Genomic DNA, 18,015 nt, shown 5'->3' on the forward strand with positions numbered 1-18,015 from the left:
TTAAAAATAATAACCGAGTTTTAGACTGATGCGTTCATGCGCACCCATCAGTTTAAAAGCCGTATTGTAATTTTTTGACGGAGATATGTATCTGTAGTCAAAATTAAGTTTGAAAGTATCCATAACACGGGTTTGATACTCCATATAGTAGACCTGTTCATTATAATCAAGGTCAAATATGCCGCCGCCGACGATACTTGCATCGTTGCCCTGGTTGAAACTGTAACGAAGCCCTAAAAAAAGGTCATTTTGAAAAAGTTCAAACAGTGCCAGATCATCTTTTTTTCCGCTTTGCAGTGTAATATAACGGTAGTATTCCACAAGCAATCCCAGATCAGCCTCTTTGTAAACCTGCGAGAGCGTATGTTCTGCACCAATGCCTACATGTATATAATCAGAAACAAGTGTATCATCAAGAATGTCGGCAAAGGTGGCTTCAAGCTTGTAGAGTGTTGCGCCTATTACAAGCGTGTCATAGGTCATAAACTTGTTAACCAAATAGGCATTTTCTTCTGTTGTAACAGTATTGTCAGCCTGGAGTGTTTGTGTATAGTAGCGTTGGGAGTCGTACCCGTTTTCAAAGACAAAAGCATAATCAAGTGCATATTGGGTGTCTGTGCTGTCTGAATATTTCAGGTAAATACTTGGTCGGTAGGGGCTGGCTTTTGTTCTGAGTTTTTCTTTATATACCAAAGGCAGAGTAACATTTGGCGCTACATTGAGTGTAGCGGGAAAATAGTAATAGACATAAGGATAGGCAGGCATTTTCCTGTTTTGTTCATACAGTTTTATAATGGCAGAAAACTCTCCGCTTTCTGTGTAATGCGTATAAGCGGCATTGATGACACCGAGTTTGTCTGTGTAAAAAGGGTCAGACCGCAGTTCGTCAGGATTAAAAACATTGACAATATTGCGTACTTCAAGTGCACCCCAGAACAAAATATTTTTTCCAAGAAGGATGGAATCATTTTCAAAATCATAACTGCCGTAAAGTTCATCCAAACGGATAAAACTTCTGTTGGTATGTTTCGCTGTTTTTTGCAAATCATAATAATCCTGTTGTACTCTGGCTTTTGCAAACCCTGTAAAGTTTTCTTTGATGTATTTTGCTTCAAAATTGGCAGACAGCAGTGCATTTTGTTTCTCTTTGCCTGCAGGAGCTTTCATATAGGACTGCAGTGTCAGGTTGATATTGCCCTGATAGCTGATGTCATCAAGGAAACTTGCTGTTTCTTTTTGTATTACTTCTTCGCTTACATGCAAAGGCTCATGCAACACTGGACTTATTTTTGGAATATTTTTCTTTTGCGGCTTTTTTGTAATTTTTTTGTAATTTTTTTGTAATTTTTCAACTTTTTCAACTTTTTCAACTTTTTTTTGAAATCTGTATTTATATGTATTTACAATAATAGGCTTTGGGTATTTTTTTGAGAGTTTTTTGAGTGCTGCTCTGGCATCACGGTATTTCTCATAACACCCGCAGCGTACACTGTTGATATTGCTAAAAGAGATAAGTCTGCATGTTTTTGGGTAATTGTGTGCTGCAAAATCATAGGTCGAATTCTTTTTGAATTTAAAACTTATCAGTTGTACGGAGTAGCAGGTATCATCAGATTTTGCATAAAGGATACTTATGCAAAAAAGCAGTAAAAAAAGCAGTTTCATAATTATTTTTTCAAGACGCGTTTATGAAAATTTCTCTCTTTGAGCCCGGTTTTTATTTTTTCGTCTTCCCAGACTAAAATGGTCTTCTTGCCGTTTTGATGGTTTTTTATTCTCATCATGCCTACGCGCCATACGCCTTTTATCTTTTTGTAGTCATCAAAAAAAGCTGTTTTAAGCAGTTCATGTTTTCTGTCGTAATAGTCCACTTTTTTTATCAAAAATGTTTTTGCATTCACCCATGAGATCTGTTTTGTATAGCCTGAGTTTTTACTGACAGGCACTCTTTTGCCGACATAATATTTTTTGCCGTTGAGCATTTCTTCTTTGGCTTCACCTGTAAAAGTGTATTTTTTCGCACTAAAAGAGCTGAGATCCTCATAAGAGAATTCCGAACCCATAAAAGAGCCCGATTTGTTTTTTGAAGCAATCCGTTTTACACGTTTTAATGCCGGCAGATAGAGCCACTGGTCATCATCTTTGTTGATATGCTCATAATTGAGAAACTTTGTTCCTTTTACATCCGCAGGCGAAAGAAAGGTCATCAGTGATTTGTTTCCGGATGCTTTTTCAAGAATGATCATTTTCATATGACGTTCACGTTTTTGATTGTTGGCATTAATGAGCGTCATTTTCATAGTTGAGGAGGAGTCTTTGAAACCGTTCATAACAGCTTCACATTTGTTGGCAACTTCCTGGTTTGAAATGGCAAAAAGAGCGGATGAAATAAGGAGAAAGAAGAGAGTTTTTGACACGAATAAGAACCTTGCATAGTATTATTTTTACTAATGGTAGCACAGAAACTTATTTTTTGTGATATTTTTTTGATAAAGTTACAAAAGAATTACTTTTATGTAACTTTATGTTATAAGTATTTATTATTTCTTTAAAATAAGGGTTGTCGATTTGTCAAAATTAAAATACTTTTGAGCAACTTGTTGGACCTTCTTTGCTGTGACTTTATTGACCTCTTCTTCATAATGTAAAAGGGGTTCAATGTCTCCCCGTACAAGGTAGCTGCCAAAAAGATTAGCCACAGAGGTTGAACTCTCAAGCGAATAGATAAAATCTGATTTTGTGTTGATTTTGACTTTTTCAAGCTCCGCTTTTGTCACCTTTGTCTCTTTCATCAGGTTTATCTGTCTGATAAGCTCTTTTTCTACCGTCTCTGCCTTGACACCGGGGTTGCATGTAGCCATAAATATAAAAAGTCCCGGGTCTGTGTTTTCCATATTGTATGCATAGACAGAGTTGACAAGACGTTTTTTGTCTACAAGTTCTTTATAGAGCCGTGAACTTTTCCCCGAGTAGAGAATTTCGGAAATAACGCTGAGTGTGACCTGGTCAGGGTCTTTAAAATCAGGAATATGAAAAGTAATAGCGAGCATTTCCACTTCACTCTCTTTGTGGACGATCACTCTTTTTGCTCCGTCCTGTTCCGGTTCTACAAATTTTACTTTTGGGATTTTCCCATGATTTTTTATTTTGCCAAAAGCGGCTTTTGCACTTTTAAAGACCTCTTTTGGATCGACATCCCCTGTTACCATTAAAATGGCATTTTGCGGCTGATAGTAGGTCGCATGAAAATCTCTTATGTCCTTGATGGTCCATGTTCTGATGTCATTCATAAACCCGATAGGTGTCCAGTGGTACGGGTGGTAAATGTAGGCATTGTTAAAAAGTCTGAAATAGAGATATCCCAAAGGATTGTTGTCGGTTCTCCAGCGTCTCTCCTCTGTAACAACATCACGCTCGGGTTGAAACTCGTCATCTTTGAGATTGAGATTTTGCATAAGTTCGGCATAGAGTTCTATGGATTTGTTTAAATTGTCTGTGCTTGATTTGATATAGTAGTGCGTATAGTCAAAGCTTGTTGAAGCATTGTTCACCCCTCCGATGCTTTTGACCTCTTTGTCAAATTCACCGGCTTTGAGATTTTTGCTGGATTTAAAGTTCATATGCTCAAGCATATGGGCTATGCCTGTTTTGCCCATGACCTCATTTCGACTGCCGACTTTGTAAAAAATGTCCGTACTGATGACATTTGAATGGTTCTTCAAAGGGATGACTACAATCTGCAGTCCGTTTTTGAGTATTTTTGTTTCATATTTTGGGAGTGATGTCGCCATAAGTGTTCCTAGTGTTAAGAGTAGTGTAAGTAGTATTTTCATTGTTTTCTGTCAGCTCCGACGGCCTGTGTGATGTTGTCAAAACCGTCTGCTTTGAGCAGTTGTATGAGTTCTTTGTTTATATTCATAATCATATCGGGACCGTGAAAAATCAATCCGCTTAAAATCTGTACCAGTGATGCGCCTGCCCGTATGCGTTTGTATGCTTCTTCCGCAGAATCAATACCGCCGACGGAAATCAGTACTGTCTTTCCATAGAGTTCATTTGCAATAGCGTCAAAGATTTTAAAGCTTTTTTCTTTAAGGACGGCACCGCTGAGCCCGCCTATACTTTTTGGATGTTTGACAAGTGAGTAGTCTATAGTTGTATTGGTCGCTATGATACCGTCAGCTCCGGCTTGAACTGCCATTTTTGTTAAATTTACGGCATCTTCTATTTCCATGTCCGGTGCAATTTTTAGCAGAATCGGCATTTGTGTGAGTTTTTTTGCCTGTGTAAAAAGGTTTGTAATAAATGCTTCATTTTGCAGATCCCGTAATCCGGGTGTATTTGGTGAGGAGATATTAATTACAAAATAGTCGCCCAACCCGTCAAAAGCTTTGATAAGATGCGTATAGTCATTAAGAGCCTCTTTTTCAGGTGTTGTTTTGTTTTTTCCGATATTGATACCAATGGGTGTAGTAAACGGAGTGCGTTGTTTGAGTCTCTTTATGACTTTATAGGCACCGTCATTGTTAAAACCCATGGCATTTTGAATGCTTTGTTCCTCCACATGGCGGAACATTCTTGGCTTCGGATTTCCGGCCTGGGGTTTTGGGGTGACTGTACCGATCTCGGTAAAACCAAATCCCAAAATCTGCATACCGCGTATCATTGTTGCATTTTTGTCAAAGCCGGCGCCAAGTCCTACCGGGTTGTAAAAGGTACGTCCGAAAATTTCCTGCTTCAGACTTGCATCATTGATGAAATGAGATTCCAAAAAGAAGTTAAAGGGAATCTGACAAATATTTGGCAGGCGTAAAACGCATTCGGCAATATGATGTGCAGTTTCCGGCTGGAATTTAAAAAGATAAGGTTTTATAGATTCATAACTTAACATAACTGTCCACTTGTATAAAATTGGATTATTATACACAATCTAAGCTAAATAACTTCTCAAACTCTTTTGGTGGTACCGGTTTGGAACACAAATATCCCTGGTACTCTTTACAGTTGATTTCTTCTAAAAGTTTGAGCTGTTCTTTTGTCTCGACACCCTCGGCGACGACATTGAGATGCAGGTCATCGGCAATACCCACTATCATATTGATAAAAGTCAAATCATCTTTTGTGTAAATATTGTCTATAAATGATTTGTCTATTTTAAGGGTATCAAAAGGAATATCTTTGAGATAAGACAAAGAAGAGTAGCCGGTGCCAAAATCATCCAAAGAGAGAGTGATTCCCAGTTTTTTAATATTTTTGATAATATTTAACCGTTCTTTGAAATGTTGTATAAGGACAGATTCTGTCAATTCTATGTCAAATTTGCTTCTGTCTATGTCCTGTGTATATTTTTGTATCTTTTGCAAGAGTTTTGGGTCTTGGAATTGCACAGCAGACAGATTGACAGAGATTTTTATATTTTTTAAAGGAGTCTGTTCCCATTTTTTTATTTGAGCAACAGCTTCTTGAATAATCCATTCTCCAAGAGGAATAATCGTTCTGTTTTCTTCAGCAATACCGATGAACCTGTAAGGAGGAATGATTCCCTCTACAGGGTCTATAAGTCTGATAAGTGCTTCGCATCCGACTATTTTTTTGGTTTTTATATCTACTTTTGGCTGATAATAGAGTTTGAAATGATTGTGTTGCAAAGCATCTTTTATGATTTGCTGCATATGTATTTTTTCCTGAACCGCCTTGTTGATGGCATTTGTAAAAAACTGGAAATTGTTTTTTCCGAGCTCTTTTGATTTGTACATTGCAATATCTGCATTTTTTAGCAGTGTCTGAACATCCCTGCCGTCTTTGGGATAGATGGCAATCCCCATGCTGGCAGTGATCTGGTACTCCTCATCCTCAATCCTAAAAGGCAATGAGAGTTTTTCTTTGAGTCTTTGGGCAATCTCTATAATTGTATTTTCATTTGAAAAATCAGGCAGAATTACTACAAACTCATCGCCTCCCAGACGTGCGACAATATCATTTTCCCGGGTTGTTTTTAAAAGAACCTGAGCAATGTGCAAAAGAATTTTATCACCAAAGGCATGCCCTTTTGAATCATTTATATTTTTAAAATTATCCAGATCCAAAAATATAATGGCAAACTCTTTTTTGTCTCTTTTGTTTTTTGCAATCAGCCAATTGATTTTTTCTATAAGACTCAGCCTGTTATACAGACCGCTTAAAGGGTCTTTTGTCGACAAATTATAGAGTTCTTCCTGTTCCTGCTGCAGCCTTTTGAATGTCATATTGAGGGAGTAGCGGATACTCTCAATCTCTTTGACAAAAAAGTTTTTTGGAGGATTTCGACTGTAGTAGGCATACTGTCGCAGTTTCTCAAGAGGTGTGATGATGTAGATTTTTGACAATACCCATAAAAACAGTATAAAGACAAAAGCGCTTACAAGAAAGGCGACAAGAATTTTTCTTATCTGTTGTGCAATGAGTCCATGCGTATAGGCTTCATCAATATATACATTTGCATAATAATATTTTGCCTGGAGTCCATGAAAAGTTTTAATGGAAAAAGAGTAACACTGTTGTGTGAAAATATTCGTATTTGTAATTTTGGAAATAGGGAGACACTTTTGTGTTGAGTGATTGTAATCTTCATATCTGATATTTGCATGGTAAATAATATTTTTGTTGCTGTCAAGAATATGTATATCTTTGACAGTGGGATTAATGATAATAATATTGTCAATATGGGAGGCAATAAAGTTGATGTCTTTTTGTTTTAAATTTTTTTCCATAAAGTGCTTGAGATTTAACACATCGGTCTGTATGCTTGTCTGAAGCAGTTTGCTTATCGTCTCTTTTGAATTTTCAAAAAAATTATAAAAAATATACCCTTCGAGTGCAAACGCAACAAATATAATCGACAGGATAAAACTCTTTATGGAAATGGAGTTCATAAAATGATATCGTCCTTTTTGTATCCATACTGTTGTATATATTCCAAAAGCTCCTGTGAGGGCTTGTTTATCCATTTGATAAGACTCAGAGAGTGACGATACTCTTTATAGCTTACATGTGAAAAGTATTTGGAAATAACTTTATAGGATGCTTTTGGATTTGTTTCTATGGCTGTTATAGCTTTGTCTATCACTTTTTTGAGTTGTATAAGCCTCTGCTTGTCATTTTTGATAAGAGTATCTCTTGCACACAGTGCATCTATGACAATAATACTGTTAATATCTTTTGTTGAGGCAACCTCTTTGAAATTCTTTTTTTTCAAAGCAATCTCATAAGGCGTGTAGGTGGCAATGAGTATGGCTTTTTGGGGGTCATTTTCCACATCCTGGATTTGCCGCTGATCTTTGTTTATAAAGTTTATCTTCTCTTTACTGATGGCATTTTTTTTGAGAAAATCAAGTAAAATTTCCTGATTGATGGAATCAACTTCAAGATAGGCATCTATTTTTGTACTTTTTTTGAGTGCCTCAAGTGTTCTGTTTGACAAAATCATATCGCCGCCGTTTGAGCGGTCTATCAAAATAACCGCTTTGATATCATGGGTGGTTTGTTTTAAAATATTGTATTCATGCTGTGTTGTGGTCACCATATCTGCCTTGCCGATACTGTACAAATCGGCTGCTTCTGCAAGAGAGACACTGGTAACTATTTTTATATTTAAAGAATCAAGTTTTCCTGTTTCATAGGCATAAAACAAAGGTGCATAGCCTATCCATTGATTTGTAGAGATGACAATCTGCTTTTGTGGTTTTGAAGAGCAGGCACTCAAAAGAAGCAGTAAGAGTATAAGCAGCGATTTTGTCAAAATATCTCCAGTATTTAATATTAACACATTATAACTTTTATTAGTGAACATTTTAATCTCTTTGACCTTTGATTGTACTTAATTTTTTTGTTACTGAAGTCGTGTTAGAATAATAAAAAGTTCTCAGGAAAGGAGTAGTTTATGAGTAAAGTTTTAGTCCCGTTGGCAAACGGATTTGAAGAGATAGAAGCGGTGAGCATCATAGATGTTTTAAGACGTGCAGAGATTGAAGTTTTGGTTGCATCTTTAAGTGATGAGATGCTTGTAAAAGGAGCGAACAATATTGTCATTCAAGCGGACTTACATGTAAAGGATGTCAATGCCGACATGATTGATATGGTCGTTTTGCCTGGTGGATGGGACGGTACCTATGCTCTGGCTGATGATGAAAATGTACAGAGAATTTTGCGTGAAATGGATGCCAAAGGAAAAAATATCGGAGCTATCTGTGCAGCCCCGTTTGCCCTGAACAAAGCGGGTGTTTTAAAAGAAAAATATACCTGCTACCCGTCTGTAGAAGAACAGATACGCCAAGAAGGATATATGGGAGACAAAGCAATGGTCGTTGAAGATCAAAATGTGATGACCTCACGCGGACCGGGTACGGCGTTGTGCTTTGGTCTGAAAATCGTGAAAAAACTCAAAGGAGAAGAGACGTACAATGCACTCAAAGCAGGGCTTTTGGCAACTTACTGCAATTAGACTCTAAAGTTGCCCGGTATCTAAAAGCTTTATTGTAAATATTTAGTGATATTACATTTTTATATGTATTATGTTATTATGGTGCAACTGAAGAAATGAAAGGTTTAGAAAATGGCAACGAAAATAGAAAATTCAATAGGGCAATTAGGAAATATGGATCAAATAAGAGAGCTTATGTTTGGTCCGCAAATTCGTAAATTTGAAGAAGAATTGAGCAAACTTCAAGAAAATATGAATGTTGTTGCTAAAGAGTTAAGTCAAAAAGTAATATTATTAGAGAAAAAACTGACTGCTGAACATGCTTCAAATGTGCAACTTCTGGAACAAAAGATTAAAACTGTATCAAACGCACTGCAGGATGAAAGTATTGAATTAAAAGAACAGCTTGTTCGCCAAGAAAGAAAAGCAAACAATGCGCTTGATGACGTTCAAAAAGTATTTGAGTCACAAGTTGATGCAATGAAAAGAGAAAATATCCAAAATAAAGAAGAACTTCATAATGAACTAAAAGAAATTGAAACATCTATTATAAAACTTCTTAAAGAACAGGTTGAAAATCTCGAGGGCGCAAAAGTTTCAAAAGATAATCTTTCAAGTATGTTTTTTGATTTAGCCATGAAGGTAAAAGATACAACCATAGCAGAGAATTTTGACATGATGATAGAAGAGAGCGTACCTAAAGAGGAAGAAAAAAGTAAGTAATTAGATGAATGATTACGAAAAACTAAAACAGCTGCTGTTTGAAGAAGAACGCCATAAAATAGATGAACTTGAACTGCTTCTTCAGAAGGCTATCAAAGAAAGTGGTGATGCTACTGTTATTGTTGAAAAAATTTCACCACTTTTAAGTGATATATTTTCAAAAACCATTGAAAAAAATAAAGCTGAATTTATTGCTATTTTTGCTCCACTTATTGGTGATATGTTACAGAGCACCATTCAAGACTCGAGTGATAAAATAGCAAAAGTAATGTCTCCTATAATTTCCCTGGCAATTAAAGATCAAGTTAAAAATGAAAAAGATGAGATAGTAGATGCACTTTATCCTGTTATTGGTAATATGATTAGTAAGTTTGTTTCACAATCTTTTAAAGATATGATTGATGAGATAAATACAAAAGTACAAACAACATTCTCATATGAAACACTCAAAAGAAAAATCGTTGCTAAAATTAAAGGTATATCAGAGACAGAATTGCTTCTGCAAAGTTCTACAAAATTAAATAAAGTAGAGAGTGTTTTTTTAATTCATAAGGAGAGTGGACTTTTAGTTAGTGAACGAAGCATTAAAAATCATGAATCTATAGAACCTGAGATGGTCGCTTCAATGTTGAGTGCGATTCGAAGTTTTGTGAATGATTGGATTTCTAAGAACAGTGATAGTTTAGAGTTAAATGAAATAGAATTCGGTAATTATACTATTTATCTGGAAGTAGCAGGTTGTTGTTATCTGGCTGTTGTTTTAAGCGGTACAAGTAATCGTAAGTTACAAGACAAAATTACATCTGTTTTGGAATTCTTAGTCAAAAAACATTCTGATGCAATTATGCATTTTGAAGGAGATAAGGATAAACTCAATCTTGATGAGATTAATGAACAGCTTGATACCTTGCTTGAAAATGAAAGCGAAATATTGGAAGAAGAAGAAAAAAAACAAAGTTATACTTTTCTTTGGATAGTAGGAATATCAGCATTAGCCGGATTATCTCTATATTCTTACATAAATTACAGTAATCAAGTATTACAAGAGAAAATTGAACAAAATTTGCAAAAAAATCCTTATCTTAATCTTTATAATATCAACGTGGATGTCAACTACAAAAACGTCTTAGTTCAAGGTAAGATTCCTTATGAAAGTCTTCATACAAATATTTTACAGACAATCAAACCACTTCTGACAAGAAGAGTATTGGAAGATAAAATTGTTTTAGCGCATGCACCTTTAAGCGAAGAAGAAATAAATAAAGAGTTGTCGATTGCATTTGCAATGCTTAATTTGGACAGTGGAAACAGATTGAGATATAAATTCCATAATGGTATACTTATGATACGTGGTATAATAAAAAATAAAAAAAGCTATAATGATTTATTAAAAGAAGTAAGTTCTATAAAAGGTATTAGGCAAATTATTTCAGATATTGAGTATAGTTTTTCCCAAGATGAACTGAAAATTTATTATGGGGTTTCTCAATCCAAGTTGACTCAGGAAAAGATGAAGCTTATTGATTTATGGATGAAGTCTTCAAAAATGAAGAAAACTTTAGAACTTTATAATGATTTAAATCTCTTGGTAATGGGCTTCTCAGATGGAAGAGGTGTTTCTTCAAAAAATATATATTATGCGCAAGAAAGAGCAAAAAATGTGTATAATTATCTTATAGAAAAAGGGATACCGTCTAGTAGGATAAGTTTTATTGCTTCGCCTGTTCCTTTAGCAGAGATGGAGAATAAAAAAAATCATGAAGGACGCTTAGTGCAGATTAAATGGATAAAAAATGATAACTAAAAAAGTAGTCTTAATCGGCGATTTTGCAACTGGAAAAACAAGTTTAATACGTCGTTATGTTGATAACCAGTTCAGTGATGATTACCTTACAACTATAGGTGTTAAAATATCTAAAAAATATGTACAAGTTTCAGAAGAATTAGAGTTACAGCTTATGATCTGGGATATTGAAGGGCGGACAGATGTAAAAGATACAAATCCTGCCTATGTCTTAGGAGCACATGGTGTGATTGTTGTGGGAGATATTACACGCCAATCAAGTATAGACAACATATCTTTGCATCTAAAGTTAGCACAAAATTTACTGAAAAATGTTCCTGCTGTTGTAGCCTTGAATAAGGCTGATTTGCTTATAGAAAATACTCAAATAAAAAGTACAGTTTCACAACTTCGCGACTCTCTTGAAAAAGTAGAAGAAATTTTTGAAACTTCTGCAAAAGATGGCAGGAATGTGGAAGAACTTTTTCTCTCACTGAGTAAAGCTATACTAAAACAATAGAGTTGAAAAAGGAGGTTCAAATGCATATACAAGAGGTCTTTAATGCTATTTATGAACGGCATCAGTATGAATATATAGTGGCAGATATGAATATGCAATGTATTGAATTCTCTGACAAAGTTATAAAATATATTGATATAGAAGAAGCTTCACAAATGTATGTCAGTATTATGAAACTTATTCCTGAATTGATTGGTTTAGAGAAAGAACTGATGCAAATAGGAAAAGGAGAAAGAGCAAATTTAGAACTACCATTGATTTACAAGAATGGTGATTATGTTACCATTAGTGTTCAAGCAGGAAGAAAAAACAAATTTGAAGCAATCGAAACAATTATTATTTTATTTGAAGATGTGACTGACTTTGTGAAGATGCAACAGAAATCTATTCAAGACAGAAACGATAAAGAGTTGCTTGTTTTGGAACTTGATAAAGCGAATAGAATGCTTGCAAAATACAATAAACATATAACAGAACTGGTTGAAAAAGAGGTTGAAAAAAATGTGCGTCTCACAAATGATATTATTGTAACACAACGTGAGGTTATTGCAACGATGGGAGCAATTGGTGAGACACGATCAAAGGAGACGGGTGATCATGTTTTACGAGTCGGTGAATATGCAAAAGCATTGGCATTAATAATTGGACTCTCTTCTGAAGAAGCAGAAGAACTAAGAATGGCAGCACCAATGCATGATATTGGAAAAGTAGGGATTGAAGATGCTATTTTAAACAAACCGGGAAAACTTACAGAAGAAGAGTTTGAAATTATGAAACAACACTCTTTACTGGGTTATGAAATGTTAAGCGGTTCTCAACAAAAACTCTTACAAACTGCAGCAATTGTTGCATATGAACATCATGAAAAATGGGATGGAAGCGGATATCCAAGAGGTCTAAAAGGCGAAAACATTCATATTTATGGGCGTATTATAGCAATAGTAGATGTTTTTGATGCATTGGGACATGACAGAGTGTATAAAAAAGCATGGCCACTTGATAAAATTTTGAATTATATTGAATCTGGTAAAGCAAAACAATTTGATCCATTTTTAGTGGAAAATTTTTTAAAAAATATACAAGTTTTTACAGATATTCAAGAGCGTTACAAAAACAAAGAAAAAGGTATGCTGGAACACTCCTAAAAATCAAGAGATTTTTAGTGAGTTCTCAGTATGTATTTCTTCAAGTTCTTCGAGTCTTTCCATCTTTTTGTAATGATGCAGGTTGAGACTGACAAATTTATATGAGAGATAAATAATGACCGGCCAGCTTAAATACCAAATTGATTCTGCTAAATATTCCATAATTTCTCCTAGTAATGATGCGGGTCAGATTTGACTTCATCTATTGTGATTTGTGATTTGTCCATTGAACGCCATACAAATATAATATAAAGCAGGACAACCGGAACAAGGACAGAGACAATACTCATCACTTCAAGTGTGTAGTGACTTCCTGAACTGTTTTGTATGGTGAGTGAACTTTGTATATCTGCAAGTGACGGGTAAAAAACAGAAGCGTCCAGTCCCAAAATCAAAAACAATACAAGCACTGTAAGTATAACGCCCAATCCGCTAAACCAGATGGCTTTTTGTGCTTTTTTCGTTACTGCGATAACTACTCCGTATAACAATGTGAGAACACCGACAAGCAGTAAACCTGCTAAAGCCGGCATATCCATAAAGCTGTGTAAAAATTTCATACTTTCAACACTGACAACAAGGGTATCAGGATCATAACGCAAACCGTCCATAAACAATATTGTTGCCAAAACATAAAGAAAAAGAATCAGAAACATCCCGAAGTTTACAATAACAACCTTTTTGATTCTTGCCGTAACAGTCGGCACATCGACATTATTTAAAAAATACAAAGCACCCTGAAATCGTGAAAGAAAAACAAGCATCAATCCAAAGGCAACATTAAAAGGGTTTAAAAGTGCTTCAAGCCCGTAGCTCTGCATCGTCCAGTGTGAGAGGTTGTTTTCATTGACAATGAAATTACCGCCGCTAAAGAGTGTCGCCACTGCCACACCGATTAAAAATATCCCGAGGGAGCCGTTGATGTAGAGCAGGGTCTCATAAAAACGTTCCCCGTAAAAATTGTCCGGTTTTTTTCTGTATTCATACGCGACAGCCTGAATAATAAAACAAAAAAGGATGCCCATCCAGACATAATAGGCACCGCCGAAACTTACTGCATAAAAAAGCGGCATTGCGGCAAAAAGCGCACCGCCGAACATGACAAGCATTGTAAAAGTAAGTTCCCATTTTCTCCCTAAAGAGTTGACTAAAACATCTCTTTCATCTTCTGTTTTTGCCAGAGTATACAGCAGTGTCTGTCCGCCCTGTACAAAGGTCATAAAGACAAAGAGTGCTCCTAAAAGACTGATTAAGAACCACCAGTATTGTTGTAAAGTGAGTAAGTCAAACATTTAATGTCCCTCCGGCCCGATTTTTATCTGTTTTAACATGATTTTTACTTCGGCTATTAAGAGTGCTGTAAAAAGCACTGCAAAGAGCCAAAAAGTAATCATAACGCTTGTTGAGGCAATGTTGGAAGCTGCCATGCCTACCGGAAGCAGATCCTGAATAGCCCAGGGCTGACGTCCTGCTTCTGCTACTATCCATCCGGCTTCCTGTGCGATATATCCAAGCGGAATGGTTGCCACTGCGAGGTAGAGCAGCCACTTTTTGTTGTGCATTTCGTTGGTCATGGCATAATAAAGGGTCACCATAAAAAGAACCAAAAACCATGTGCCAAGCCCTACCATTGTGTGAAAACTGTAAAAGCTCAGTGCAACATCGGGGACAGCATCCTGCGGTTTTTTCAAATAACCGTAGCCCATATAAGCCTGATTTGCTTCAAAAGTTTTGAGTGCTTTTTCCGCCTCAACGAGATTGCCTTCTTTTTTGAACTTTTTATAGGCGCCTAAAGCGGCCACGGCAGTTTTTCCTTTTTGCATTTTTTGCGGTATGGACATAATGCCGTATTTCTCACTTCCCTGCATCAGGTTGTCTATACCCGGTACAAAAGCATTCAAATCATGGTAGCCAAGGAAAGAAAGCGCACCCGGAATTTCAAAACTGAAAAGAAAGGGATTTAAGTCGTCACCTATCTCTTTTGCGGTATCAAGTACACCAAAGGCAACAATTCCGGCGCGTTTTTCTCCATCATACAAACCTTCCATAGCGGCAAGTTTCATGGGCTGGTTGAGGGCTACCTGGTGGGCTGATTCATCACCTGTGGTTAACAAAAAAAGTGAGGTAATAAGCCCGAAGCTTGAGGCTACAATAATGCTGCGTCGTGCAAACTGTGTATCGCGTTTTTTAAGCAGATACCAGGCACTGATTCCTATAATAAAAAGTGAAGCAAGTACATAACCGCTGCTTATTGTATGCAAAAACTTGCTGACTGCATTCGGGTTGAAAAATACTTCCCAAAAATTCAACATTTCGTTTCTTGCCGTATCGGGATTGAATTTCATACCAACAGGGTGCTGCATCCAGCCGTTTGCTACCAAAATCCACAGTGCAGAGAGGTTTGAACCGATCGCAACAAGCCATGTGGAGGTCAGGTGCATTTTTTTGCTGACTTTGTCCCAGCCGAAAAACATAACGGCAAAGAATGTCGATTCCATGAAAAATGCCATAAGCCCTTCAATGGCAAGCGGTGCACCGAAAATATCGCCGACAATCCAGGAGTAGTTCGACCAGTTGGTACCAAACTCAAACTCCATAATAATACCGGTAGCCAGCCCTATGGCAAAGTTAATGGCTAAAAGTCCCATCCAGTATTTTGTTGTCTGTTTCCATTTTTCATCGCCGGTTTTGACATAAAGAGTTTCCATAATGGCAACGATAAATGTCAAACCAAGTGTAAGCGGTACGAAAAGCCAGTGATAGAGTGCTGTAAGAGCAAATTGCGCCCGTGACCAGTCAACAAGCACGTCAGTGTGTTCCATATTATTTTTCCTTTGTGAGTTGTTGCAAAATATATTGACTTCTTTGTGTGTCAGTTTTGAAGTTTTCCTGCAATATATTTGGGAAGAACAGCCATTTTATAACGGCAAACATAACAAATAGTTTTACAGCTATGAGAATCCAAAGGGTTTTGCCTGTTCTCATATTTACAAAACCATCATAGTACAGATAGAAAACGGATCGAAAAAAGTTTGTGATATGTGTTTTCATGGCGGAATATTATTCCAATCAGCATTAACAATTAATAAATGTAAGTTATTAATTTTATTAACTTACATAATAATAAGTCTTTTAGAGGAGTTTTTTAAATTCTGCCAAAGGAACAGGTTTGGATATCAAATAGCCTTGATAGTAGTCACATCCGTTTTCCTCTATAAAGTGAGCATGCTCGACTGTTTCTACTCCTTCGGCTATTACTGAAAAATCAAACTGTTTTGCCACATCAATAATAATTTTGACAAGCTTTTTGTCATTTTCATTCTCAAGCATATCCCGTACAAAACTTTGATCGATTTTGAGATAATCAAACGGCAGATTTTTCAGATAGGAGAGTGAAGAGTAGCCTGTGCCAAAATCATCCATGGAAAATGCAAATCCGTGCGCTTTGATATGGAGCATTTTGTCAATGGTCTTTTCCAGATTGTTCAGCATTACAGATTCTGTAAGTTCAAGTTTGATACAGCGAGGATGTACATTGTGTTTTTTTGCACTTGCAAGCAAAAGTTCTTCAAAATTATCCTGGGAAAATTGTTTCAAGCTGATATTTACAGCAATATTTTCAAGCGTATCTTCGAGTTCTTTATACATTGCAAAGGCGTTCTCTATCACCCAACTGCCTATGTTGATGATAAGGCTGGACTGTTCTGCATACTCTATAAAAGCATCTGGAAACAGAAGCCCTTTTGTCGGGTGATTCCATCGTATCAATGCTTCGGCAGAAACAATTTTACCTGTCTTTGTCTCTACAATAGGCTGCAGGTAGAGTTCAAACTGTTTTTCCTGTATGGCAATTTTGAGTTCATTGTGTAAAAGCAGTTGCTCCTGTATCTGTCTGCTCATTGCACTGTCATAAAAAGAGGTTTTGTTTTTTCCTCCTTTTTTTGATTCATACATGGCTATATCTGCATGTTTGAGTATAGTGGTAGTATCAAGCTCTTCGGGTGTGAGTATTTTTATGCCTATACTGAGTGATATATAGAGTGTTTCATTTTCTTTGTGTATCGGTTCTTTGAGGGTTGTATGAATTTTTTCCGATAAGTACAGAGCTGTTTCATGCATCTTTGCAAGATTTGCATCAGTTTGCGAAAGGAGAATGACAAACTCATCCCCTCCGAGTCTGGCAAAAATATCTTCTGCTCTGAGAACTTTTCTGATTCTTTGTGCAAATATCTGCAATACATAATCACCGACATCATGTCCGATAGAATCATTAATATTCTTAAAGTCATCCAGATCAATGAACAGCAGGGCACCATACTCTTTTGAGCGGTGAATTTTTTTCATAAACTGCTCTAAATAGTTGCGAAAAGAGGCTCTGTTGGTTAAACCGGTCAGAGAATCATAAAAAGCCTGGTACTCCAGTTTTTTTTGATTCTGTACCTCTGTTGTAATGTCTTCGAGCATACCCAGTCCGCAAATGATATTGCCTTGGGTATCGTACATGGGAATTGCATGGAGGCGTATCCACAAATCCAAATCTGTGAGTGTTGTATGGTAAGTGCCTTCATAAGCTGCCTTTTCATTTTTGAAAACTTTTTGCAGGGGTTCTAGTATAGATTTGTCTTTGAGTGTTTTCATGTCAAGGTTGAAAAGTTTTTCCTGAGGAACCTGTATAATTTTTGCAAATGCTTTGTTCACCTGGGTCAGCACAAGATCTTTGCTGTAGGTGAAAACACCGATAGGAAGTTCTTTGAAAATTGATTCAAAATTGTTTTTTGAAACTTCGAGTGCTTTTTTTGTTGCTAAAATTTTATATTTGCTTATTAATGTTGTTACAATATTTTTATTGTATTTTGCCGAAAAAATGGAGAGCATAACCAAAAACAAAATGATAAGATAGCTTAGTGCATTAAAAGCATTCGATTTATGTGTCAAAAGAGTGTAAACAAGCGGAAGCAGCAGGACAAACAAATAACTGATACTCAGTTTTTTGAAATAAGAGAGTGTAATGACAGCACCGGCTGAAGTTCCGGAAATAATAATTATAATAAATGTCTGATGCACATGATCAGCAACTGTAAATAAAAACAAAAAACCTGCACTGGTGAGCAGAGCTGAAAAAATGGTGGAAAAATTAAAAATTGTTTGTGCTTTTTGAAGGTTTGTTTTATTATGTAAAAACTGTCTTACATAGTAGCTTCTGATTATAAGAACAGTATAAAGAGAGAGCAACCAAACAGCAAGCGGAACCCTCAGTGCTGTCTCTTGCCAAAAAAGAGCGGCAACTACGGTAACTATAAAAAGCAATGAAACAGAAGAGGCATAAGAATCCAATGCCATCAGTCGCATCAGTTCATATTTGATTTGGTTCTCTTTTTTCATAACT

General features: G+C 36.3%; 16 protein-coding genes. 5 read left to right on the forward strand and 11 right to left on the reverse strand.

The genetic code is table 11. From position 1 onward, the window contains the following. The 6 genes from MNY28_RS00590 to MNY28_RS00615 all read right to left on the reverse strand — a co-directional run bounded on the left by MNY28_RS00590 (position 1) and on the right by MNY28_RS00615 (position 7,777). A complete protein-coding gene (locus MNY28_RS00590; protein WP_346388573.1) occupies positions 1-1,665 on the reverse strand; it encodes a hypothetical protein in 1,665 nt (554 codons plus the stop codon). Positions 1,666-1,667: 2 nt separating this feature from the next. Further along, positions 1,668-2,417, reverse strand: coding sequence for an outer membrane lipoprotein-sorting protein (locus tag MNY28_RS00595; RefSeq protein ID WP_151900664.1), 750 nt, complete (start codon positions 2,415-2,417; stop codon positions 1,668-1,670). A 123-nt stretch (positions 2,418-2,540) separates the two neighbouring features. Then, positions 2,541-3,791 (reverse strand): pitrilysin family protein, encoded by a 1,251-nt coding sequence (locus tag MNY28_RS00600; RefSeq protein WP_346388574.1) that lies wholly within the window; start codon positions 3,789-3,791, stop codon positions 2,541-2,543. 38 nt (positions 3,792-3,829) lie between these two features. Then, positions 3,830-4,891 (reverse strand): quinone-dependent dihydroorotate dehydrogenase, encoded by a 1,062-nt coding sequence (locus MNY28_RS00605; RefSeq protein WP_346388575.1) that lies wholly within the window; start codon positions 4,889-4,891, stop codon positions 3,830-3,832. A 28-nt stretch (positions 4,892-4,919) separates the two neighbouring features. After that, positions 4,920-6,986 carry an EAL domain-containing protein gene (locus tag MNY28_RS00610; protein ID WP_346388576.1) on the reverse strand — a complete coding sequence of 689 codons (2,067 nt, stop codon included), beginning with the start codon at positions 6,984-6,986 and terminating at the stop codon, positions 4,920-4,922. After that, entirely contained in the window at positions 6,908-7,777 is an 870-nt protein-coding gene (locus MNY28_RS00615) for an ABC transporter substrate-binding protein (RefSeq protein WP_346388577.1), read from the reverse strand. Before MNY28_RS00615 ends, MNY28_RS00610 begins: the two co-directional genes overlap by 79 nt. 141 nt (positions 7,778-7,918) lie before the next feature. Here MNY28_RS00615 and MNY28_RS00620 point away from each other — a divergent pair, with 141 nt between their 5' ends. From MNY28_RS00620 to MNY28_RS00640, 5 genes are all read left to right on the forward strand, one after another. Beyond that, positions 7,919-8,479 carry a DJ-1 family glyoxalase III gene (locus MNY28_RS00620; protein ID WP_151900660.1) on the forward strand — a complete coding sequence of 187 codons (561 nt, stop codon included), beginning with the start codon at positions 7,919-7,921 and terminating at the stop codon, positions 8,477-8,479. Between the two features lie 111 nt (positions 8,480-8,590). Continuing rightward, positions 8,591-9,181: a hypothetical protein gene (locus MNY28_RS00625; protein ID WP_151900659.1), complete on the forward strand. Its 591-nt coding sequence runs from the start codon at positions 8,591-8,593 to the stop codon at positions 9,179-9,181. Between the two features lie 4 nt (positions 9,182-9,185). Further along, the gene (locus MNY28_RS00630) at positions 9,186-10,985 is read left to right on the forward strand and encodes an OmpA family protein (protein ID WP_151900658.1); all 1,800 of its coding nucleotides are present in this window, start codon (positions 9,186-9,188) and stop codon (positions 10,983-10,985) included. Beyond that, positions 10,975-11,484 carry a Rab family GTPase gene (locus MNY28_RS00635; protein WP_151900657.1) on the forward strand — a complete coding sequence of 170 codons (510 nt, stop codon included), beginning with the start codon at positions 10,975-10,977 and terminating at the stop codon, positions 11,482-11,484. The genes MNY28_RS00630 and MNY28_RS00635 overlap by 11 nt, the downstream gene beginning before the upstream one ends. A 20-nt stretch (positions 11,485-11,504) precedes the next feature. Continuing rightward, positions 11,505-12,629, forward strand: coding sequence for an HD domain-containing phosphohydrolase (locus MNY28_RS00640; RefSeq protein WP_151900656.1), 1,125 nt, complete (start codon positions 11,505-11,507; stop codon positions 12,627-12,629). 3 nt (positions 12,630-12,632) lie between these two features. Here the strand turns inward: MNY28_RS00640 and MNY28_RS00645 are convergent, their stop codons facing one another. From MNY28_RS00645 to MNY28_RS00665, 5 genes are all read right to left on the reverse strand, one after another. After that, entirely contained in the window at positions 12,633-12,791 is a 159-nt protein-coding gene (locus MNY28_RS00645) for a hypothetical protein (protein ID WP_188109963.1), read from the reverse strand. Positions 12,792-12,799: 8 nt separating this feature from the next. Continuing rightward, a complete protein-coding gene (gene cydB / locus MNY28_RS00650; protein ID WP_346388578.1) occupies positions 12,800-13,921 on the reverse strand; it encodes a cytochrome d ubiquinol oxidase subunit II in 1,122 nt (373 codons plus the stop codon). After that, positions 13,922-15,451 (reverse strand): cytochrome ubiquinol oxidase subunit I, encoded by a 1,530-nt coding sequence (locus tag MNY28_RS00655; RefSeq protein ID WP_346388579.1) that lies wholly within the window; start codon positions 15,449-15,451, stop codon positions 13,922-13,924. Position 15,452: 1 nt separating this feature from the next. Then, positions 15,453-15,680, reverse strand: a complete 228-nt coding sequence (locus tag MNY28_RS00660; RefSeq protein ID WP_346388580.1) for a DUF4492 domain-containing protein — start codon at positions 15,678-15,680, stop codon at positions 15,453-15,455. An 81-nt stretch (positions 15,681-15,761) separates the two neighbouring features. Then, positions 15,762-18,011 (reverse strand): EAL domain-containing protein, encoded by a 2,250-nt coding sequence (locus tag MNY28_RS00665; protein ID WP_346388581.1) that lies wholly within the window; start codon positions 18,009-18,011, stop codon positions 15,762-15,764. Positions 18,012-18,015 lie beyond the last annotated feature (4 nt).

Source organism: Sulfurimonas sp. NWX367 (genome assembly GCF_039667065.1).
Taxonomy (GTDB): domain Bacteria; phylum Campylobacterota; class Campylobacteria; order Campylobacterales; family Sulfurimonadaceae; genus Sulfurimonas; species Sulfurimonas hydrogeniphila.